The 19,433-nt window shown below is 66.5% G+C and carries 17 protein-coding genes; 9 read left to right on the top strand and 8 right to left on the bottom strand.

From position 1 onward, the window contains the following. Window positions 1-200: 200 nt before the first annotated feature. Window positions 201-2,105: a sodium:proton antiporter gene (locus tag WEG36_11505; protein ID MEX1258233.1), complete on the top strand. Its 1,905-nt coding sequence runs from the start codon at window positions 201-203 to the stop codon at window positions 2,103-2,105. Window positions 2,106-2,207: 102 nt separating this feature from the next. Here the strand turns inward: WEG36_11505 and WEG36_11500 are convergent, their stop codons facing one another. After that, window positions 2,208-2,741: an OsmC family protein gene (locus tag WEG36_11500; protein MEX1258232.1), complete on the bottom strand. Its 534-nt coding sequence runs from the start codon at window positions 2,739-2,741 to the stop codon at window positions 2,208-2,210. Between the two features lie 167 nt (window positions 2,742-2,908). On the opposite strand from WEG36_11500, the gene WEG36_11495 reads away from it, so the two are divergent. Next, window positions 2,909-4,825 carry a PQQ-dependent sugar dehydrogenase gene (locus WEG36_11495; protein ID MEX1258231.1) on the top strand — a complete coding sequence of 639 codons (1,917 nt, stop codon included), beginning with the start codon at window positions 2,909-2,911 and terminating at the stop codon, window positions 4,823-4,825. 39 nt (window positions 4,826-4,864) lie between these two features. Here WEG36_11495 and WEG36_11490 read toward each other — a convergent pair whose 3' ends face one another. Together WEG36_11490 and WEG36_11485 are read right to left on the bottom strand one after the other, a co-directional pair. Then, a complete protein-coding gene (locus tag WEG36_11490; GenBank protein MEX1258230.1) occupies window positions 4,865-5,425 on the bottom strand; it encodes a disulfide bond formation protein B in 561 nt (186 codons plus the stop codon). Window positions 5,426-5,438: 13 nt separating this feature from the next. Then, window positions 5,439-5,954, bottom strand: coding sequence for a dihydrofolate reductase family protein (locus WEG36_11485; protein ID MEX1258229.1), 516 nt, complete (start codon window positions 5,952-5,954; stop codon window positions 5,439-5,441). Between the two features lie 198 nt (window positions 5,955-6,152). Here WEG36_11485 and WEG36_11480 point away from each other — a divergent pair, with 198 nt between their 5' ends. Beyond that, window positions 6,153-7,235 carry a Zn-dependent alcohol dehydrogenase gene (locus tag WEG36_11480; protein MEX1258228.1) on the top strand — a complete coding sequence of 361 codons (1,083 nt, stop codon included), beginning with the start codon at window positions 6,153-6,155 and terminating at the stop codon, window positions 7,233-7,235. Window positions 7,236-7,298: 63 nt separating this feature from the next. On the opposite strand, the gene WEG36_11475 is transcribed toward WEG36_11480, so the two are convergent. After that, window positions 7,299-8,084 carry a carboxypeptidase regulatory-like domain-containing protein gene (locus WEG36_11475; protein ID MEX1258227.1) on the bottom strand — a complete coding sequence of 262 codons (786 nt, stop codon included), beginning with the start codon at window positions 8,082-8,084 and terminating at the stop codon, window positions 7,299-7,301. 51 nt (window positions 8,085-8,135) lie between these two features. On the opposite strand from WEG36_11475, the gene WEG36_11470 reads away from it, so the two are divergent. Continuing rightward, window positions 8,136-8,858, top strand: a complete 723-nt coding sequence (locus tag WEG36_11470; GenBank protein MEX1258226.1) for a hypothetical protein — start codon at window positions 8,136-8,138, stop codon at window positions 8,856-8,858. 53 nt (window positions 8,859-8,911) lie between these two features. Here WEG36_11470 and WEG36_11465 read toward each other — a convergent pair whose 3' ends face one another. From WEG36_11465 to WEG36_11455, 3 genes are all read right to left on the bottom strand, one after another. Next, complete coding sequence (locus tag WEG36_11465; protein MEX1258225.1) at window positions 8,912-9,739, bottom strand: carboxypeptidase-like regulatory domain-containing protein; 828 nt, start codon at window positions 9,737-9,739, stop codon at window positions 8,912-8,914. Window positions 9,740-9,867: 128 nt separating this feature from the next. Beyond that, a complete protein-coding gene (locus WEG36_11460) occupies window positions 9,868-11,283 on the bottom strand; it encodes a Glu/Leu/Phe/Val dehydrogenase (protein ID MEX1258224.1) in 1,416 nt (471 codons plus the stop codon). Window positions 11,284-11,311: 28 nt separating this feature from the next. After that, window positions 11,312-11,878: a hypothetical protein gene (locus tag WEG36_11455; GenBank protein ID MEX1258223.1), complete on the bottom strand. Its 567-nt coding sequence runs from the start codon at window positions 11,876-11,878 to the stop codon at window positions 11,312-11,314. 230 nt (window positions 11,879-12,108) lie between these two features. Between WEG36_11455 and ispG the strand changes: the two genes are divergently transcribed. The 5 genes from ispG (at window position 12,109) to WEG36_11430 (ending at window position 17,391) form a co-directional block, all read left to right on the top strand. After that, window positions 12,109-13,359 carry a flavodoxin-dependent (E)-4-hydroxy-3-methylbut-2-enyl-diphosphate synthase gene (gene ispG, locus WEG36_11450; GenBank protein ID MEX1258222.1) on the top strand — a complete coding sequence of 417 codons (1,251 nt, stop codon included), beginning with the start codon at window positions 12,109-12,111 and terminating at the stop codon, window positions 13,357-13,359. Next, window positions 13,356-14,813: a glutamate--tRNA ligase gene (gene gltX, locus WEG36_11445; GenBank protein MEX1258221.1), complete on the top strand. Its 1,458-nt coding sequence runs from the start codon at window positions 13,356-13,358 to the stop codon at window positions 14,811-14,813. Before ispG ends, gltX begins: the two co-directional genes overlap by 4 nt. 67 nt (window positions 14,814-14,880) lie before the next feature. Further along, window positions 14,881-15,534 (top strand): hypothetical protein, encoded by a 654-nt coding sequence (locus tag WEG36_11440; protein MEX1258220.1) that lies wholly within the window; start codon window positions 14,881-14,883, stop codon window positions 15,532-15,534. Beyond that, on the top strand, window positions 15,518-16,021 hold the full coding sequence (tadA, locus tag WEG36_11435) for a tRNA adenosine(34) deaminase TadA (protein ID MEX1258219.1): 504 nt from the start codon (window positions 15,518-15,520) through the stop codon (window positions 16,019-16,021). Before WEG36_11440 ends, tadA begins: the two co-directional genes overlap by 17 nt. After that, window positions 16,018-17,391 (top strand): family 10 glycosylhydrolase, encoded by a 1,374-nt coding sequence (locus tag WEG36_11430; GenBank protein ID MEX1258218.1) that lies wholly within the window; start codon window positions 16,018-16,020, stop codon window positions 17,389-17,391. The genes tadA and WEG36_11430 overlap by 4 nt, the downstream gene beginning before the upstream one ends. A gap of 27 nt (window positions 17,392-17,418) precedes the next feature. Here the strand turns inward: WEG36_11430 and WEG36_11425 are convergent, their stop codons facing one another. Beyond that, the gene (locus WEG36_11425; GenBank protein ID MEX1258217.1) at window positions 17,419-19,377 is read right to left on the bottom strand and encodes a Na+/H+ antiporter NhaC family protein; all 1,959 of its coding nucleotides are present in this window, start codon (window positions 19,375-19,377) and stop codon (window positions 17,419-17,421) included. Window positions 19,378-19,433: the final 56 nt, after the last annotated feature.

Genomic DNA, 19,433 nt, shown 5'->3' with positions numbered 1-19,433 from the left:
CCTCCCACGAAAGAGGAGACCGCCCGGGGGAGCCGGCCGCGGGTCAAGTTGATCGCCCGCGAGCCTCCCTGCAAGCGGAAGCAGAGTGCGGCCTCGCATCCCCCCTCCGGCTTGTGCATCTTGAGGGGTAGCGCCGGACGCCCCGTCGAGAGGCACGACAGGTCACCGGCCATTCCCGTCCCGCCAAACTCCCAAGGTGCATGGAGCACGCCGCCCAGATCACCCCTGCCCTGAGCATCGGCATCGCGCTGGCAGTTGGTGTAGTCGCGCAAATCATCGCGCGGCATCTCCTCATGCCGGGGATCGTACTCCTCCTCGCGGCCGGGGTCCTCGTGGGTCCCGACCTCCTGAACGTCGTGCGCCCCGCGGAGCTCGGCCAAACGGTCCAGACCATCGTCGGCTTCGCGATCGCGATCATCCTTTTCGATGGCGGGCTGAATCTGGACATCGGCCGCCTCCGCGCGGACGCGGCGGTCATCCGCCGCCTCGTGACGGTGGGCGCGATCATCACGGGTGCGGGAGGGGCACTCGCGGCGCATTGGATCATGGGGTGGGATTGGACGCAGGCGACCCTATTCGGGACCTTGGTCATCGTGACCGGACCGACGGTGGTGACCCCGCTCCTTCGCCGCATCAAGGTCAAGCCGAATGTGAGCCACATCCTCGAGGCCGAGGGAGTCATCATCGACCCGATCGGCGCCATCATCGCCGTGGTGGCCCTCGAGGTTCTGACGGCGAGCGAAACGAGCTTCTGGGGCGGCCTCGTGGAGACCGGAATCGTTCTCGCGGGCGGTGCGGCGCTCGGGACCATCGGCGGCCTCGTCATCGCCTATCTCCTGAAGCCACGGCGAGTGGTGCCCGAGGGACTCGAGAATATCTTTGTCCTCGCGGTCGTGATCGCGCTCTTCCAGATCGGAGAGTCCGTCCTCGCGGAGAGCGGGCTCGCGGCGGTCGTCGCCGCGGGGATGGTCGTGGGGAACATGGGGACGCGTGCGACTCCCGGCCTTCTGGAATTCAAAGAGCAACTCACCGTCCTCATGATCGGCCTCCTCTTCGTCCTCCTCGCCGCGGACGTCCGCCTTTCCGAGGTTCAGGCGCTCGGAATGCCGGCCCTCCTCACGGTCGGCGCCCTCATGTATATCGTCCGTCCGGTGCAGATCGCCCTATGCACGATCGGCACGAAGCTGGAGTGGCGGGAGCGCGCCTTCCTCGCCTACCTGGCGCCGAGGGGAATCGTGGCCGCCGCGGTCGCGTCCCTCTTCGCGCAGACGATCGCCGATCGCGGCCTCTCCGGGGGGGACGATCTCCGCGCTCTCGTTTTCATGGTCATCGCGGTCACCGTCACGGTGCAGGGGCTCACCGGCGGATGGGTGGCCAAGCTCCTCGGCGTCCGCCGCCCGCCCCCCCAGGGATATTCGATTCTCGGCGCGAACCCGCTCAGCCTCGTCCTGGCGAAGCTCCTCGGCGAGGGCCGGACGGAAGTCGTCCTGGTGGACTCGAACCCCGACTCCGTGCAGAAGGCCGAGCGCGCGGGCTTCCGCGTGCTTTACGGGCAGGGGCTCCAGGCCTCGCTACTCCAGAGGACGGTTCCGGACGGGAAGGTCGGGTGCATCGCCCTCACGACGAATCCGGAGGTCAACCTTCTCTGGGCGAACCGGGTGAGAGCAGAGACGCGCGTCCCTCGGCTCTTCGTGGCGCTCACCCCCGGACCGCAAGCGATTCCGATGGAGGCGGCAGGTCACGCGAACATCCAGGTCCTCTTCGGATGGCCCCTCGACGTGGATGCCTGGTGCGATCGGATCGAGCGGGGCGAGACCGGAGTGAGCCGGTGGCGTTACGTTCGCTCCGCGACCGTTCCGAGCGAGGCGCTGATCGCCGATTCCCCGGGTGACGCCAAGGAGACCTTCCTCATCCTGACGCACCGGAGGGGAGGAAAGATCCAACCTTTCGAGGACGACATTTCCCTGCGGGAAAAGGACGAGGCGGACATCGCGATCGTGGAGGCGCGGCGAAACCAGGCGGAGGCGTGGCTCCTCTCCCGCGGGTGGGCGCCGGTGCAACCCGCCACACCGGTCAAGCAGGGGGAGGTCGCCACGGCCTCCTGAAGTCCTCGTGTTTGCCAGTATGTAAGTACCTATGACAAATAAAGTTGCATCGCATCACTTAATTTGTTAAACGAGGGCGAGCGGCCCGCCGGTATGATCGTGTCAGGCGGTGGTCGCCGAGGGTTGGACGTCGGGCGCCGGCGGGCGCACCTCGATTTCGGTGCCGTTCTTTAGCGTGTGGAAGATCACGCAATAACGCTCGGCCAGCTCGATCAGCTTGTCCCGGGTCTTCGGCTCGGGCTCGGGCTCCAGGCGGAAGGAGAGGGAGATCTCCGTGAGCCCGACGGGGACGTCGCGCGACACGCCGAGTGTGCCGCGGGCGTCCCACTTTCCCTCGGCCTCGATCACGGCATCGTCGAGCCGCACCCCCATGTGGGTCGCCACACTGTTCAGCGTCACCCCCGCGCAGGCCACGAGCGCCTGGAGGAGCATGTCGGCCGAACATGCCCGCGAGCCGTCGCCCCCAGCCGCGGAATGAAGACCCGCGACCGTCTCCCCGTTCCAGCTGGTGACGGTGCAGGTGATTCCCTCGGTTAGCCGTCCCTCTGCTCTCGAAACCACGAGGGCGGAAGACGGATCCGTCCGGTACTTCTCCTTGAGCGGAGTCTGCCTGGCCTTCAAGGTCGCTGCATCCATGGCTCTAAGCTTCCTCCTGATCTCGCGCCGGCCGGATCGTGCGGGGTCCCGAAAGATAATTCTGCGCCTGATTCTCGGCACGGGAGTTGCTTCTGTGTCCTTCGAGGGGTCTGATGCGGAGCACGATTCCGCAGGGGGCGAGGGTCCCATACCCGAACCGGGGTGACATGACCGAAACTTCCAGCCTGGAGGCGGGTGGGGGACGCGCGCACCTGTTGTGGCACGCCTGCGGCGTGGTGCTCGTGGTTCTCGTCCCCACGTTGGCTCGATTGGGGCTCCCTTTTTGGGAGATTCCCCAGAGGCTCCTTCCACAGGTTCCGGCGCTCGCCGTCGGGTATCTCGCGACCGCGCTTGCGCTCGCGGTCCTCCCCGGGACGGGCGCGTGGGCACGGGGCTTCCGGGCGCTCCTTTACGGAGGACTGGCCTTCGGGCTGGCCCTTTTTCTGCTCGTCTATCTTCCAGGCTTCGACTACTCGCGCCTGATCATTCTGACTGGGATCGTCCTGGGCCTCCCGGTTGCGATCCTTCCCTACTTCATTCCGGCAGCGCTCCGAAGGACAGCGCTGGTCTTCCTGGTTCCCGTGACCGCCGTGGTGGCCGGCTGGTCGGCCTGGACCACGAGCCGCCTCCCTCACCTCGCAATCGTCGAGTCGCGCCACCGGACGTCGGAGCTCACGGGGACCGCCCTCCACAATCTGAAAATCGACCGTCACACCGGACTCCTCGACTATTCTCTTCCTTCGGGAGGGGGGATTGTCGCCTACCGCGGCGATTTCATCGCCGCGAACGGGGTGGGTCAGATCCACCGCTTGAGGGCCCAGGGGAACGGCTTCGAGTCGGAGCCGCTCGGAGTCCCGCGGCCCCTCGACTGGGACGCCTTCGTCGCCGACAACGCCGCGGCCATAGAGGGAGGGCACTTCCGGGTCATGGATCTCCTCGTGGACTCCACTTCGGCCCCGCACCGACTTCTCGCCTCCCACTACTTCTGGGACCGAGATGCCCGCTGCGTCGCGATGCGGATTTCCACGATTCCGATTCCGGAAAAAGCGACCGGGGAGGGGGCGCCGACGAACGAGTGGGAGCCTGTCTTCACCACGCGGCCCTGCGTCCCCGTCGCCCAGGCGACGACGACGGAGGGGCTGACGAACCGGTCGGGAGGCCGGATGGCGTGGGCTTCCGACGGCTCGCTCCTCTACTCTGTTGGGGACTTTTTCCACGATGGATTAAACGGGCTCCCCTCCTTCGCGCAGAAGTTGGACAACGACTACGGAAAGGTCCTGCGGATCCATCCGCTGGGGGACGTCGAAACGGTGAGCGTGGGGCACCGGAATCCCGAGGGGCTTCTCGTCACCCGGGACGGCACGATCTGGGAGACCGAGCACGGGCCGGCCGGAGGGGACGAGCTGAACCTCGTGCTTCCGGGTGCGAACTACGGATGGCCCCTCGTCACGTACGGAACGGAGCCCGGGGTCCTGAGCTGGGGCCTCTCCGACCTGAGCCGGAATCACGGGCCGTACGAGGAGCCCCGGTACAGCTGGGTACCGGCCGTCGGAATCTCGAACCTCATCGAGCTGGGAGGTGAGCAGTTCCCGGGCTGGGAAGGGGACCTCCTCGCGGCTTCCCTGAATGGCCAGTCGCTATTTCGGATTCGCATCCGCGAAGGGCGGGTGATCTACATGGAACGAATTGTGATCGGGGGCCGGCTGCGGGACCTCCTGGAGGACCCTGAAGGGCGCATCCTCGTATGGACCGACGAGTCCGTCCTCGTCACGATCGCGAACGGCGGAAACGATCGCACCGGAGAGATCCTTTTTGCGCAGTGCGCCTCATGCCACGCATCGGCATGGCGCGCCGAGGCGATCGGTCCCGAGCTTCGAGGGGTCTTTGGAAGATGGGCCGGCACGGTCCCGGGATACGACTACTCGCGCGCCTTCGAGGGGATCGAGCTGCGTTGGTCTCCCGAGACGCTCGATCGTTTCCTGGAAAACCCGTCGGCGATGGTTCCCGGGACGCGTATGCAGGTACCGGGCCTTCCGCCGAGCGACCGCGAGGCCGTCATCGAGTTTCTGCGCCGGTACGAGTGACCGCGCGCGGCGTGGCGTCCCGCCGTCTCCCTTCCACGGTCAGGTCACGCCTCCCATCCGCGCCTCTTTTTCGATCAAGCGTGCGAGGGAAAAGAGCATCGAGATAAAAACGAAGGCGGCCCCGGCCATCGTGGGAATCGAGACGAATCCGAAGACCGCGACGTAACGTGCGGTACAAGGGGCGCCCACCCCGCACCGCACCACGTCGAGGGCGGGCATCCACTGGATGGTCACGTGATAGGCGGAAATGGCCAGTCCGGCGAGCGAGAGCGGGAGGCCGTACCGCCACGCGCCGAAGTCGCGCCGCGCGAGCGCGATTCCCCAGAGAGGAACGAGCGGGTACATGGCTATCCTCTGGTACCAGCAGAGCTCGCACGGCGTAAGATTGGCGATCTCGGAGAGATAGAGGCTTCCCCCCGTGGCGACGAGCGCAACGAAGAGCCCGAGAGCGAGCGGTGTCCCTTCGCGGCCGGCCAACGCGTGCCGAAGCCACCCGCGGCCGTCGGAGGCCGACAAAGCGAAGGCGAGCCCGAGGGCGAGGAGAAAGGCAACGACCGCGAGCCCGCCCAGCGCCGACACGATGCCAGGGTAGAGGCTCAAAGCGTCCGCTCCATCATTTTCCAGGAGTCGCGATCGTGTAGCGGAGGAGCATGATCCCCGACTTTTCGTAGAGGCGGGATCCGGTGAAGGTCAGGTTCCGGCGAACGGCGGGGGAGGGGAGGAGTGGGCGTCCACCCCCGAGAAGAATGGGCACCACCGCAAGTTCGACTGTATCTACGCAACCGAGTTCGAGGAGGCTCCGAAAGAGTTCCCCCCCTCCGAAGAGCCAGATGTCCTTTCCCGACTCTGCGCGGATTTCCGCGATCCTTTCCGCGACGCGATCCGAGACGATCGTGACCTCCGGATGGTCCTTCTGGCGAAGCGTCCGGGAAAAAACGACCGTCTTCATTCCGGGAAATCCCCCCTCGAGTCCCTCGAAGGTCAGGCGTCCCATGAAGAGAGTATCGAACTCCGCGAAGAGGGTGCTGAAGTCAATGTCGGGGTCCATCACGATCCAATCGCATTCACCCTTCGGCCCTGCGATGTACCCGTCGAGGCTACACGCTACCTGATATCGAATCTTGCGCATCCGACGTCCGTGAAAGGGATGTAACCGGCGCGACCAACTTCGAGGAGCGGGAGCGCGGAAGCCAGTGCGCGTCCCCCCCCTCGTTGACGGTGGCCCCTCGGGGCTCCTACCCTCCGCATCCGGTCGGCCGTCCGAGGGTGAGACTCCCGTCCCCCTCGCCAACCGAGCCGGGCCCTGAAATTCGAACAGCGGAGCCGCATGAAAGCGCTCGTCGCTTATGCCTTGAATCAGATGGGAGTCGAGGAAGTCGAGCTCGATCCGCCCAAGGCTTCCGAAATCCAGATCCGCATGGCCGCGGCCGGGGTCTGCCACTCGGACCTCTCGGCCCTGAACGGGACGATTCCGGTCGAGTTCCCGCTCGTTCTCGGCCACGAAGGGGCTGGAGTCGTCGAGGCCGTGGGCGAAGGGGTGACCCATGTGAAGCCCGGCGATCACGTGGTGATGTCCTTCGTTCCGAACTGTGGCACCTGCTTCCACTGCCTGCGGAACGAAGCCTACCTTTGCCGGAGCACCCCCCGGGGGGGGACGATGGTGGACGGCACCAGGAGACTCCATTGGAAGGGAGAGCCCCTCGGCGCGTTCATCTCGCTCGGAAACATGGCCGAACGGGTGGTCTGCCCGGCGATGAACGTCGTTTCGGTTCCGAAGGAGATCCCCCTCCGCGTCGCGGCCCTCATCGGATGCGGCGTTACGACGGGGGTCGGCGCCGCGATCCACACCGCCCGGGTGACGCCCGGCTCGACGGTAGCGGTCTTCGGATGTGGGGGAGTCGGGATCGCGGTGATCCAGGGGGCACGGATCGCCGGCGCCGCGCGCATCATCGCGGTGGACGTCTCCGAGCCAAAGCTCGAGATGGCGATGCGCTTTGGGGCCACGGAAGCGTTTTCCGCCGAAGGCGCTCAGGAGCAGATCCTCAAGGCCACCGGAAAAATCGGCGTGGACTTCGCGTTTGAGGCGATCGGAAAACCCGAGGTCGTCGAGGCCGCGATTAAGGTGACCCGGCGAGGAGGGACGACCGTCGTCGTCGGGGTGGGGAAACTCGGCGACCAGATCCGCGTGGATGCCTTCACCTTTCCCCTCTCCGGGAAGACTCTCCGCGGCTGCATCTTCGGAAGCGCAAATCCCCGGGAAGATTTTCCGCGCCTTCTCGACCTCTATCGTGCCGGGAGACTCGACCTGGAGGGAATGGTCACCCGGACATACACGATCGACGAGGGGCCGGAGGCGTTCGCGGATCTGGAAAAGGGCGTGAACGCGCGGGGGGTGATCGTCTTCGACTGACGTGGGATCCGGGGAGGGGCGTCCGGCCCGGAGGTGACGCTTCCACCGTTCCGCGTGGAGCGGTCAGGGACCTCGGCGCGTCCAGATGGCGATCACGCCGCACTGCGCTTCGGGCCCCCCGAACTCTCCAGGGATCTCCGAGACCCGCCGGTAAACTTCGACGATCTCCACGTTGTAGGCCTGGACCCAATCATCGATCGTCTCGTTTCCGAGCCGGAGAGGCGCTCCATCGAGAAAATATCGTGGAGCCCCGCGGCAGGTCGGGTCGAGAGAGATTTGACCGCGATTGACGCGGACCCCGGGGAGCGTCCGAATGACCTCCGAGAGCCGGCTGATGTTCCACTCCTCGAGTCGATCGCGCTCGAAGAACCTTCCTTGGCCGAGCAAGCGCATGTGGTCCACGCGGTCGTACACGCTCGCCAGGGGACCCATCGTGGGGCGTGCGTCCACCTCGACCACGATGGGCTCGAGGGCCAGGGCCCGAGGGAGGAGTTCGACCCGGACACGTGTTACCCTTCCGGCCCCGGCGACCTCGATGTCCTGCTGCACCTCGCGGTAGGCGAGGTGGCGCACTCGCAGAGTGTGGATGCCGGGTCCCATTCCCGTCAGCGTGAAGCCGCCGTCGGAACTGGATGCCGCGGAAGTCATACGGGCGCCCTGGAGGACGACGTACGCCTCCCCGATCGGCAGACCGGTCTCCCCGTCCACGACGTCTCCGGTGACGCGCGACTGGGCGTGCGCCGTGATCGGCAAGCCACAGGCCAGAAGGGCGATGCCCGTCGCGAGAAGCAGGGATGGGTTGCGCCGTTGCCGGGCTTCTGGGGGAGTTCTGCACATGTATCTTAGCATGCTCGGATGTTCCCCTCCGCACATCCATTCAACTCGGGATCCGCCGCTCAGATGCGCCGAAGCGCCTTCTTTTTCCTTCTTTTCTCATTGACGGCTCCGCTTCCGGTCGTGGGCCAGCAGCCTGACACCCCGCGTGGATATGCCGGCGCCAATCTCCTCTTCGCCTTTCCCGTCGGCGAATTCGAAGAAAATGTGGATTTCGGCTTTGGAATCGGGATGCACGGCAGGCTCGCGCTGGATGAAGGGGGAATCTTGAGCCTTCGGGCCGACCTCGGTTTCCTGAACTATGGGAGCGAGACGATCCGGATCTGTGTCACACAGCCCTGCCGCATCACCGGCGATCTTACGACGTCGAACAACATTTTCCTCTTCGGCGTGGGACCCGAGATCGGCGTCGGTTCCGGAGAGGTGAGGCTCTATGCGAACGCCTCGATCGGGCTCGCCTATTTCAACACGACCTCCTCGGTCGAAGGATCGGACAACAACAACGACCCCTTTGCGTCGTCCACCAATTTCGACGACCTGACGTTCGCCTGGACGGCCGGACCCGGGGCTCAGCTCCGTGTCTGGACGGGGGAATCCGCTTCGGTCCTGATCGACGCGGGCGCGCGGTACCACGGAAATGGCGAAGCTCGGTACCTGAGGAAGGGAGACATCCACGACCTGCCGGACGGATCGGTCGAGCTCGACCCCCAGCAGAGCGAAACCAACCTGTGGACCTTCCTACTCGGCGTCTCGGTGGAGATTGGCCCGCGAGCTCAAGGGAACTTCTGATCCGCCGTGGCCGACCGAGGAGGTCGCCCGCGGGAGGGGGCGGAGGCCGAGGCTCAGCCCTGACGGCTCGTCCAGAAGGCGACGACGCCGCAGTTCGCCCTCGTTCCGCCGAAGACTCCGGGGACCTGGGCCGCGCCCGCGTAGACCTCCATTCCGACGATCTGGGACACGGTCAGAAACGCATCGATCGTGTCCGGCGGTCCGAAGTCCGGATCGTCCGGAGACCGCAGCGAGATGTGCATCCCATCCAAGTAGTAGTCGGGCTGGCAGGGGCGAAGGAGGCCGCGCTGGGCGCGCAGCGAGGGGTAGTTGACGAGTCCGTCCTCGCTTTGGTGGAGCTGGACACCGGGCAGCGTCCCGAGCATCTGCCAGAGGGGCATCCCGTCGTACCTTTGGAGGTCCTGGCGGTCGAGGAAGCGTCCCATCCCCATGCGTTCGTAAAGGTCCCGTCTCTCGTAGTAGGACCAAAGAACCGCTGGTTCACTCGTCTCCCACCAGGGGCGCGCCTTCGCACGAATCGTGATCGGGGCCAGGTAAACCGCGTTGGGGGAGATCCTGAATTCTAAGTGCAGGGTGTCGCCTGGGACGAGCTCCAACTCCGGGGTCGAAGTGTTGAGGTACCCCAGTCGCTGGGAGCGCATGATGTAACGGCCCGAAGTTCCCGCCCAAAGCTCGAAGGATCCAGACACGTCCGTCTCCGAGGACATGACGATTCGACGCTGGTCATTCAGAAGAAAGATGACGCCGGCCGATATTGGCTCGTCCGTGCGCTCGTCGAGGAGGGTGCCGTTGATGAGCGTCTGGGCGCTCGTCTCATGAAGGGGAACGAGCGACAGGACGAGCGCGGCGGCGCCGAAGAAAATGGGGCGCTTCGTACGCATGCATGAATAATTCATCCGCGCAGGGCGTCACGCAAGCATGATTTGACGCGGAAAGGGACCGGCGTTTGATCGGTCCGCTTCTGGGGTCCGCCCGCGCCGGGCAGACCTGAGTGGAATAAACCGCATCCTCAGGGGAAGATCCCCCGCTCTTCGTAGCTCGTGGCGATCTTGCGGATTGCGATGGCGAAGGCCGCGGTGCGGTAATCCGTCGCGCGCTCCTGGGCCAACGAGCAGAGGTCGTGGAACCCCGCGATCATCGTCTCTTCCAGCCCGGAATTGACCAGGTCCTCCTCCGACGCCCCGACGGCGATCTCCGCGAAGGCGTCCGTCCCGAAGGTCCGGCCGGTGAGCCCTTCCACGGCCGTCAAGATCCGCGCGTTCGAGGCGGCCTCGAATCGCCTCTGCATCCGACCGAAGCGGATGTGGGAGAGGTTCTTCACCCATTCGAAATAGGAGACGGTGACTCCGCCTGCGTTGAGATAGAGATCGGGAATCTGGAGGACGCCCATCCGGGAGAGGATGTCGCTCGCTTCCGCCGTCGTGGGTCCGTTCGCCGCCTCCGCGAGGATCTTCGCCTTGATGCGTGGAGCGTTCTCGGCGTGGATCATGTTCTCGAGGGCGGCCGGGAGGAGAACGTCGCACTCCCACTCCAGCCCGAGGGAGGAATCTTCGGGCCCGAGCTTCACGGGCGCGTCCAGATCGAGAAGCGATCCGTGCCCAGCGCGATGGGCCGCCACGGCGACGACGTCGAACCCCTTCGGGTCGTAAATCGCCCCCTCTCGTTCCAGGATGCCCACGACTCGAACCCCGTCTTCCGCCAGAAACTTCGCGGCGTGAGCTCCGACGTTCCCGAGCCCCTGGACCACGAGCGTCTTTCCGTCGAGCCCCGGCGAGAGCCCGCAGCGCCCCACCACTTCCCGTTCCCGAAAGGCCTCCCGGATGCCGAAGTAGACCCCCCGTCCAGTCGCCTCCACCCGGCCGCGAACCCCTCCCTGGCTGAGCGGCTTTCCCGTGAGGGCCGCGGAGCTGGATTCCTCACCTCGCGAGAGGGCGAGGTAGGTGTCGGCCATCCACGCGATCTCGCGGGCTCCGATCCCCAGGTCCGGTCCCGGAACGTCCACTCCGGGCCCGATGTAGTTCCTCTGCACCAGCTCGAAGGTGTAGCGACGGATGATCCGCTCCTGCTCCGCGGCGGAGTAAGCGTCTTTTTCCACCCGGATCGCCCCCTTCGCGCCACCGAAGGGAATGTCCAACAGAGCGCACTTGTACGTCATGAGCGCGGCGAGCGCGGTGACCTCGTCTTCGGAGGCGTGACTGGTGAGGCGCACCCCGCCTTTCACGGGGAGCCGGTGCTGGGAGTGGTGCGCCCGCCACCCGTGGATCACCTCGATCGTTCCGTCGTCCCGGCGGAGGGGAAAACTCACGTGATAGACGGTGTTGCATGCCTTGATCTGGTCGAGGAGACCCTTGGGGTAGTCCAGGAGCGCCGCCCCCCGGTCGAAATAACGATTCACCTGCTCGAAAAAAGGAGGGATTTCTTTCATCGCCACGGCCTGGTGAGACGGGAGGGAGTCAGGGGAAGGGACGGGTAGAGCGGTGAGGCGGGAGATCCCCGCAGGAGAGGGGGACGTCCCCCGCCCCGCTGACCTGGATGAAGAGGGGGCCCTCGAGGACGACGTTTTCGGATCCGAGGGTCGTCGTGCTCTCTCCCGTTCGATCTGCGAGTCCAATGACGGGGTCGAGCGTCGCCAGAGGCTCGCCCCCCGCCGCGCAATTTCCCTGGTGGAGAGCCGCCGGGTATTCTCCGGGGAGGGGAAGTCCAGCCGCTTCGATGACGATCACCACGATGTCGTCGGAGTGGACCGCCATTGCCGTGCCGGACACACCAGAGTCGTTCAACGGGTGGAGGATGGCCGAGAGCTCCACCGGTTCCGAGGCCACCTCGGGGTCCACCACCGCGGCGATGGCGAGAGAGTCGGGGACGCCGGCCCCGGGGGGTGAATCGGCGCTCGGATCCGGGCCGGAACACCCGGCCGTGACGAAGGCCAACACCACGAGAACGACGGGAATCCCGTCCCCGGGAGTTCTTCCCCCGTGCCGCGCCCGGGCGCGCGTGCCTTCCCTGTTGTTCGATGCCATCGCGCCGCCTCCCGAGGCCGAAAGGACACAGAGGGAAAGATGTCCGGGGAGAGCGGGCGAGGCAAAGCCGGGTTCCTGGAGCCGCCGTGCGCCGGCTCCCGGGACCGGACGCGTACCGCACCGCGGGCCGATTCTCACTGGAGAACGTCCCTCCTCCGCTTGGAGCCCCCTCCCCACCGTCGTAGATTTTTCGAGTACTCTCATGCCGCAAAGTCACCGGGAGCCAACCCTTGAGCATCTGGACGCGCCGCAGGACCCTCGAAGTGGATGTTGGCGGGGTCCGGGTCGGCGGCAACAATCCCGTGGTCGTGCAGTCCATGACGAACACGGATACGGCCGATGTCGGCGCGACCGTGGCGCAGGCCGCGGAACTCGCCGCGGCCGGGAGCGAGATCGTCCGCGTCACGGTGAACCACGAGGCCGCGGCCGACGCCGTCCCCGAGATCGTGGCGCGCCTCCGAGACGCGGGGGTGACCGTCCCGATCGTGGGCGACTTTCACTACAATGGGCACCTTCTCCTACGGAAGTTCCCCACCTGTGCGAGCGCCCTCGCCAAATTCCGCATCAACCCGGGGAACGTTGGCGCGAAGCGAAGGGATGAGAATTTCCAGGAGATCGTACGGGTCGCGGTGGACAACGGGAAGCCGGTCCGGATCGGAGTGAACTGGGGCTCCCTCGACCAGGCGCTCTTGACCGAGCTCATGGATCGGAACGCCGCGCTCGCGGAACCCGCGGACGCCCAGGTCGTCCTGCGCGAGGCGATCGTGGAGAGCGCCCTTCGCTCCGCCGCTCTCGCCGAGGCGACCGGTCTCCCCGCGAATCACATCATCCTCTCGGCGAAAGTCTCCGAGGTGCCGGAGCTGATCGCGGTTTATCGTCGTCTCGCCCCGCTCTCCGAATATCCGCTCCACCTCGGGCTGACGGAGGCCGGAATGGGCGCAAAGGGAATCGTGGCGACCGCGACCGCGCTCGCCGTCCTCCTCATCGAAGGGATCGGCGACACGATCCGAGTCTCGTTGACCCCCCGGCCCGGCGGGGACCGGACGGAGGAAGTGCGGGTCGCCCAGCAGATCCTCCAGTCGCTCCACATCCGGTCCTTCGAACCACAGGTCACTTCCTGCCCCGGATGCGGGCGCACGACTTCGACCTATTTCCAGGAGATGGCGGAGAGCATCCAGGGATTCATCCGCACCGAAATGCCGCGGTGGCGGGAAAAGTACCCGGGAGTCGAGGAGCTGCAGGTTGCCGTGATGGGGTGCGTGGTGAATGGTCCCGGGGAGTCGCGCCACGCGAACATCGGGATCTCCCTCCCGGGCACTTTCGAGGAGCCCAAGGCACCCGTCTATGTAGACGGCGATCACTTCACCACGCTGAAGGGCGATGCACTGGTCGAGGAGTTCAAGGAAATCCTCCTCGAATACATTCGGCGACGATACGGGAAGGAGGAGGTCGTGGTGTCGAAGGCCGAGGCGCCGGCGTGACCCTTCGCCTCCGCTTCGCTCCGTCGCCCACCGGATTTCTCCACGTCGGGGGGGCCCGCACCGCCCTCTTCAACTGGCTCCTCGCGCGCAAGGAAGGCGGCGTCTTCGCCCTTCGGATCGAAGACACGGACCAGGAACGTTCGTCGGAAGAGATGGTCGAGGCGATCCTGGCCGGACTCAGCTGGCTCGGCCTCGACTGGGACGAGGGACCCTTCTTCCAGAGCCTGGGGATAGATCGCCACCGGGCCGACGTGGCCGCCCTCCTGGAACGGGGTGCGGCATACCGAGACTTCACGACGCCCGACGAGTTGGTCCGACTTCGGGTGGACCACCCGACCCGGGGGCTCCGCTTCCCTCGGGAGGCGGCGGAAGCGCTGCGCCCCGGCGAAGCGGAGGAAAAAGCCGCGGCGGGAGAGCCGCATGCGGTTCGTTTTCGGATCCCCGATGGGGAGACGGTCTGGGAGGACCGGGTCCATGGGAAAACCCGGTTCCGAAACGCGGATATCGAAGACCTCGTTCTCCTTCGAACCGACGGCACTCCGACCTACAATCTCGCCGTCGCCTCGGACGACGCGGAGATGCGGATCAACCTCGTGATCCGGGGGGACGACCACATCTCGAACACTCCGAAGCAGATCCTCATTTACGAGGCGTTGGGGCACCCGGTCCCCGGATTCGCGCACGTGCCGATGATCCTGGGAACCGACGGAAAACGTCTCTCCAAGCGGCATGGGGCGACCGCGATCGGGGAATATGCGGGGCAGGGGATTCTCCCCGAGGCGATGGTGAATTTCCTTGCCCTGCTTGGATGGTCTCCCGGAACGGACGAAGAAGTGCTCACCCGGGACGAACTCGTGGCACGATTCTCGCTGGACAGAATCCTCAAGAAGAGCTCCGTCTTCGACACGAAGAAGCTCGAATGGTTGAATGGACAGCATCTGGCGCGGAAATCTCCGGCCGAACTGGCGCCTCTCCTGGTCGAGAGCCTCCCGCCGGGGGAACGCGAGCGAACCGAGGCCTGGATCGAGTCGGAGCCGGAGCGGTTCGCACGCCTCGTGCGCCTTCTCCAGCCCAGGTCGCGGAGTCTGACCGAGCTGGCCGAACAGTCGCGCGCCTATGTTCTGGATCCGCCCCAATACGACCCGGAGGCGGAGGCGGACTTCTGGTTGCCCGACCTCGAGGGCGCGACGGCGCGGCTATTCGCGTTGCAGGAGAAACTCGGCGAAATCGAGACCTGGGAAGGCGCGGCGCTGGAGCGCGCACTGAGAACACTGGCGGAGGAACGGGGGGAGGGTGCGGCGAAGCTCATCCACCCGCTGCGGGTAGCGGTCACGGGGCGAGCGGTGAGCCCGGGGATCTTCGAGGTGTTGATGGTTCTCGGCAGGGACCGGGCGATGGCTCGCATCGGCACGGCGCTAGACCGGCTCGAAAGCCTACGAAATCGCCGTTCTTGACACCGTTTCGAGCCCCCAGTTAAGCTGTGGGTCCCCGGCGACGGAAGCCGGCTTCCGGAGAGCGTGCATGCCCGCGATTTTGACCGATCTCGAGCGAAAGATTTTGGACTACATGGTCCGGTATCTGCGCACGCATACGTACCAGCCCTCGATCCGGGAGATCGGCGAGGAGTTCGACATCAAAAGTACGAAGACGGTGTCGGAATACCTCGGCGCGCTCGCGGAGAAGGGTTACGTCGAGCGGGACCCGTCCCGTTCGCGCGGCGTGAAGATCCTCGGGATCGATCTTGCACCCCAGACGATCTCGGTGCCCTGCTTCGTCGCGTTCCCGGACGACCGCACCGGATTCTCCTCGGATGGCGTCGAGGCGTATTATTCGGTGGACCGCCGACTTGCCGGCGCGAAGGGAAGTTATTTCTTCCGGTCGCGCAGCGGCGAATACGAAGGGCTCGGGGTTCAGAAAGGGGATTTTCTCCTCGTCGAGCCGGCCGGCTTCTCCGCGGTCCGGGAAGGGGACCTTGTCGTGGCACGCCGACCGGAGGGGCCCCAGCTCTTCCGCTACAGCCGGAACGGGCAGCACCATTTCCTCCAGCCCGCCCGGGCGGAGTCGCAGGCCTTCTCCGTCGAGGATCCCGCGGACATCGGGGTTTCGGCGCGCGTGGCCGGTCTCTATCGCCGCTTCGAGGACGCCGCCGTCCCGGTCAGTGCCACGACCCACTGACGGTCCAGACTCACCCCACATCGAGTCTTCAGAACCAGGGGACCGTCGCTGGATGGGACGGGCCCTGGAACGCGCGCGCCAGGCTCGAGCCCGGGGAGAGGTGCCTGTGGGCGCCGTACTGGTCCGGGGAAACCGGATCCTCGCCGAAGGATTTAATCGGACGGTCGAGTGTTCCGATCCAACTGCGCACGCGGAAGTCGTCGCGCTGCGGGAGGGGGCCCGGCGACTCGGAGATTGGCGCCTCACGGGGACCACCCTCTACGTGACCCTCGAGCCGTGCGCGCAATGCGCTGGCGCCGCCGTGCTCGGGAGGGTGGCGCGGGTCGTGTACGGAGCGACCGACCCCAAAGCCGGGATGGCGGGAACGCTCGGGAATCTCCTCCAGGATCCGCGCCTCAATCACCGCACCCGCCTGACTGCGGGGGTCCTGGCGGAAGCCTCGGCTGCGCTCCTCCGGGAGTTCTTCCGCGAGCGCCGCGGCGAATGAGGGCCCATGGGGCCCACCTCCTCGCGATCGCGTTCGTGGTGACCGGCTGCACCCGGGTGGGGCTTCCGACGCCTCCACCGCCCCCCGATCTGCCCCCGCCTTCGGCCTCACGCGGGGCACCGGCAGCGCGTCCCAACAGCTCGGGCGGCGTTCCCGCGCCGGACGTCGGGGGGGGACTCTCGGGGGCCCTACCTCCCGTCCTCCTTCCGACCGAGACGGGAGACGTGCGGGCGCTCTGGATCGTCCGGACCGCCCTTTCCCACCCGGATTCGGCGCGCGCGGCCGTCCGGAGGGCCGCGGAGTCGGGGTTCAACACCCTCCTCGTACAGGTCCGCGGGCGCGGGGATGCTTTCTACGAATCCCGCTGGGAACCGAGGCCGGAGTCCATGCCCGGCTCCGTGGCGCCCTTCGACCCCCTCGGCACGGTCCTCGACGAAGCGCACCGGAGGGGGCTTCGCGTCCATGCCTGGGTGAATGTCCATCTCGTCGCCAGCGCCGTTTTCCCCCCCCGGGATCCGCGTCACCTGGTCAATGCCGACCCGGGGAGACTCGCGGTGCCGCGTGCGCTGGCATCCGAGCTCTTCGAGCGCGACCCGCGGGAGCCCGCTTACCTGGGCGCCCTCATCCGCTACGCGATCGAGAATGCGGGGCGTGTGGAGGGGCTCTTCACAAACCCCGCCCACCCTGAGGTTCAGGATCATCTGGATCGGGTGATCGCCGATCTCGTGAGCCGCTACCCGTTGGACGGCGTGCATCTCGACTATCTCCGCTATCCTTCTCCCGAATTCGACTATTCGAGGGTGTCCCTGGAGAAATTTCGGGCGTGGGCGCGCCCTCGGATCGGCGTCGGTGCCGACGGAGCGGAATCTCGCTGGCCCCGGGATCCGCTCGCATACGTGACCGCCTTTCCCTCCCTCTGGGATTGGTACCGTACCGAGCAGGTGACCACGACGATGGAGCGACTTTTTCGCATCGTCCGGAGCGTGCGCCCGGGGACGATCGTGAGCGCCTCTGTCCACCCCGACGGCGCCGTGGCCCGCCGGGAGCGCTTCCAGGACTGGGAGGCGTGGCTTCCGGCCGGGATCGTGGACCTCGTCATTCCCATGGCCTACGGGCGCGACGGGGCGCTCTTCGAGGCGCAGATTCGAAACGCCGCGCGCGCCGATCCCCGGCGGATCTGGGCGGGGCTCGGGATCTATCAGGATTCCTTCGAGGGGGCCGTGGCGAAGGGACGTGCGGCGCGCGGCCTTGGCGTGGGAGGGATCGCGCTCTTTTCGTACGACTGGTCGGTGGGCGCGGAGGGGATCGCGGTCGCGGAGGGCGCGTACCTCGCTCGATTTGCGCGGGAGGTGTGGGGCTCGGGCTACTGAGCGCGCCTCCGTTGGACCGGCGCGGCCTCAGCCCGCGGGGGCGGGTCGATCAATCTCGGTGGGGGCGGGCAACGCATCTTCCGGAACGGGAGTCCCGAGCCACCGGACCAGGGCGTAAAGGAGGAAGGCCCCCGCTGCCAGCGCTACCCAATTGGGAAGCCCGTATCCCGTCGCCACGTCCCCGAGGGGAACCGTGATGGCGGCCACGGTCACGGCGTACGGCAACTGCGTTCGCACGTGGTCCACGTGGTCGCAGCCGGCGGCCATCGAAGAGAGCACCGTCGTGTCCGAGATGGGCGAGCAATGGTCCCCGAAAATCGCGCCCGCCAGGACCGATGAGATCGCGCCGAGCAGGATCGAGTAATGCGTGCCCCCGTCGAAATCCACGCCTCCCCCGAGGCTCACCGTGAGCGGAATGACGACCGGAAGGAGGATCGCCATGGTCCCCCACGAAGTGCCGGTCGCGAAGGAGATCGCGGCCGCGGTGACAAAAACGATCGCGGGGAGGAGGGCGAGCGGAAGCCGCTCGTTCAGGAGCTGGGAGAGATAGGGCGCCGTCCCGACGATCTCCGTGACCGACCCCAGGGACCAGGCGAGGACGAGGATCACGATCGCGGGAAGCATCGCCCGCATCCCTGATATCCAGGCGTGTACGGTCTGCTGAAGGGTCAGGATCCGCTCGCCGAGCGAGAGGATGAAGGCGACGGCGCACCCGGCGAAGGATCCCCAGAGGAGGGTCACGAACGGGTCGGCCGCGCCGAAGATGTCCATGAGGGAGGCCCCGGCGCCCGTGGAGGCGCGTCCGGTCGTGTAGAGCCCCGCGAGCACGACGATGACCACGGTCAGGACCGGGAGGGCCGCGTTCGGCCATCGCTCGGGGGTTCCGGCGTCGGGGTCCAGGATCTGGTCCGAGGTGTCCGCGGCCAGGGTGGCCCCCGGGCGAAATAAGCCGCCTCCTGACGCGGCCCTGTTTTCCGCCGCCGCCATCGCCCCGAAGTCGCGGTTCATCCAGGAGGTCAGGAAGACGAGGAAGAGCGCGAGTAGCGGATAAAAGAGGTACGGGATCGTGTGCAGGAAAACCGTGAAAGGGGAGGCGGCCAACAACGACGCCGCTGCCTCCGGGCTCGTCCCGGGCTGGTCCGCCGCGATCTGGAGCCCGTCCTGGATCAGCGAGATCTGGTACCCGACCCAGGTGGAAATCGGAACGAGGGCCGCGACGGGCGCCGCGGTGGAGTCCACGAGGTAGGCGAGTTTTTCTCTCGAGATCCGGAGGCGGTCCGTGATGGGGCGCATCGCGTTTCCAACGATCAGGGTGTTCGCGTAGTCGTCGAAAAAGATCGCGAGGCCGGCGCCCCACACCGCGAGTTTTCCCCTCTTTCGGGTCGTCGCCCAACGCACGACGAGATTCACGATTCCCCGGGTCCCGCCATTTCGCGTGATCACCCCGACCATCCCCCCGAGGAGGAGGGAGAAGACCACGATCTGTGTCTGGCCCCCCGTGTCGCCCAGGGCCGGCACGACGAACTCGTCCACCACGCGCCAGCTGGCCGCGAGGGGGTTGAAGCCGGAGATGGCGAGCGCCCCGAGCCAGACGCCTGCCAGGAGAGAGATCACGACCTCCTTGAGGAGTAGGGCGAGGAGAATCGCGACGAGGGGTGGGAGGAGCGAAAACCACCCCGGAATGAAGGGGGCGGACACTTCCCGGGATTCCGGCCCCAGGATCACGCGGAGTGGGAGGTCGTTCCGGCCGGTCAGGAGGAGGTCTCCGACCACTTCCGACCCTCCGGCGGCCAGCGTCCCCTCCGCGAGGATTCGGCCTCCCGCCGCTTCGATTCGATAGGGCGCTTCCGCCTCGGAGGCGGCCGAGATCTCAATGGTGAAGGGGATCCCGTCCACGAAGATCGCCGGCGCATTCGTGACCTCCTGGGCCCCGGCCATCCCCGGAAGGAGCGCGGGAAAAAGGAGAAGGAAAAAGCGGCGGGGCATGGGGGAGCCGGGGCTGGGGAATTGCCGGGAAGCCGGGGACATCATGCCCCGGGGGC

The sequence above is a fragment of the Gemmatimonadota bacterium genome, from assembly GCA_040882465.1.
In the GTDB taxonomy this organism is placed as follows: Bacteria; Gemmatimonadota; Gemmatimonadetes; order Longimicrobiales; family Gaopeijiaceae; genus JBBEBG01.
The sequence above is the reverse complement of the archived record's forward strand: the minus strand, read 5'-3'. Positions and strand labels throughout refer to the sequence as shown.